Origin of the sequence: Nocardia abscessus, assembly GCF_015477775.1 — a bacterium.
Lineage (GTDB): Bacteria > Actinomycetota > Actinomycetes > Mycobacteriales > Mycobacteriaceae > Nocardia > Nocardia abscessus_A.
On the sequence record NZ_JADLQO010000054.1, the window covers coordinates 1 to 1,545 of the forward strand.

Annotated in this window: 3 protein-coding genes; all 3 read left to right on the forward strand. The window is 62.3% G+C overall.

The window, feature by feature from the left end; genetic code table 11:
- Positions 1-148 (forward strand): MspA family porin (locus IU450_RS39210; RefSeq protein WP_195154771.1); only part of this gene is annotated, 148 nt, incomplete at its 5' end.
- Positions 149-471: 323 nt separating this feature from the next.
- Positions 472-1,146 (forward strand): MspA family porin, encoded by a 675-nt coding sequence (locus IU450_RS39215; RefSeq protein ID WP_195154772.1) that lies wholly within the window; start codon positions 472-474, stop codon positions 1,144-1,146.
- A 62-nt stretch (positions 1,147-1,208) separates the two neighbouring features.
- A partial coding sequence (locus IU450_RS39220) for an MspA family porin (protein ID WP_195154773.1) occupies positions 1,209-1,545 on the forward strand: 337 nt, incomplete at its 3' end.

Sequence of the window (1,545 nt, forward strand, 5' to 3'; positions counted from 1 at the left end):
TGGTTCGGTGACGTGGGCCGATGAGACCATCGGTTTGAACGGTTGCGCGGGCTATGCCCAGGCGCGTGCTTTCGTGAGCGTCGAGGTCGAGACCGACAATGTGATCACCTGGGTGACGCTGTGGGGACAGCCTTTCAGCCTCGGCTGAGTGAACGGCGGGTGAAAAACCCGTAGCACCCGATGAAATGGACCCCTCGCATCGCGGCGGGTCCATTTCGTCATGAATTCGATTGCACGGCAAGAAGCCGGCTGATCTTAGTCCGATCGCTGCCCGCCCCGAGACTATTTGCCCGAATTTCCGGAAAAGTCTGGTTGATACCGAATAGCATTGTTTCGTCCGAGATCGCTCGATGACGCGATGGTCGGCGATCGCTTGATGGACAGCACATTCCATCGAGCGCCGCCGGCTTTGGAGGGACACGCCCGCCTCGACACCCTGAGGTGGGCGGATGCAACCTGATGAGGAAAAAGATGAGCAAGTACCGCACCAACGGTCTGTCTCGAGGTGCCCGCGTCGCGGGCGCCGCCGCCGTGGCGGCCGTAGCGACCGGTCTGTTGTCGACCGGTGCCGCAAATGCCGATGTCTTCGTGCCGTTGCCGGACGGTCACAAGGCAGGCCCTGGCGTGAACATCGCCCGTACGGGCGAGCGCGCCCTGATCTCCCCATCCCTTGCCGCGAACGGTGCCGGCCGTGTCGTGTGGGTATCGGGGAACGCCATCGCCGATGTATCCGTCACCCCGGAAGGTGAGATCGGGCCGAACAATGGTCCGACCGGAAACCCGGGCACGAATAATTCGTCCACCCACGGTGCTTCGCAGTTGAGCACCGGTTACATCGTCGGCTGCCAGGTCAGCATCGCCGATGACGCGATCTCCGCCGGTGTGTCCGGCAGCGTGAACCTCAGCGGCGCGAGCGCCGGTGGTTCGATCGGTATCAACCTCGGTCCCGGTGAGGTCAAGTTCGTTCAGATCGATTACAAGGACATCCTGAAGCCGGGTGTGTACTCGGTGGAGTATCAGGATGCGGAGATCCAGATCCAGGGCTGCGCGGGTTACGCGCAGGCGCGTTCGTACACGGTCGTCGAGATCATCGGTGATCACTACTCGAAGACCACCCTGTACGGGATGCCGTTCAGCATCGGCTGACGCGGATCGGATCCGTCAAACCTTCTTTCGCTGAAGCGAATTAGATTCTTTAGGGGATTACCATGTTCGATCGTAAGAAAATGGCGCGCGCGGCCGGGCTGTGCGCGTCTGCGGCAATCGCTGTTGGACTGCTCTCGACAGGTGCGGCCAACGCCGACACCTTCGTTCCGCTGCCGGGCGGGGAGCTGACCAAGACGCTGTCGGACGGCACCGTCGTGACCATCCGCTTGGTCGGCGAGTCCGCGACCATCAGTCCGTCCATGGGTTCGACGCCGTTGCATCGCAATGCGTGGGTGTCGGGTAGTGCGCAGGTCGAGTTGTCGGGTGCGGCCGGGGGCAAGATTTTCCCGGGTTACACCGTGGGTTGCCAGGTGAACATCGCCGGTGGTGGTGCCACTG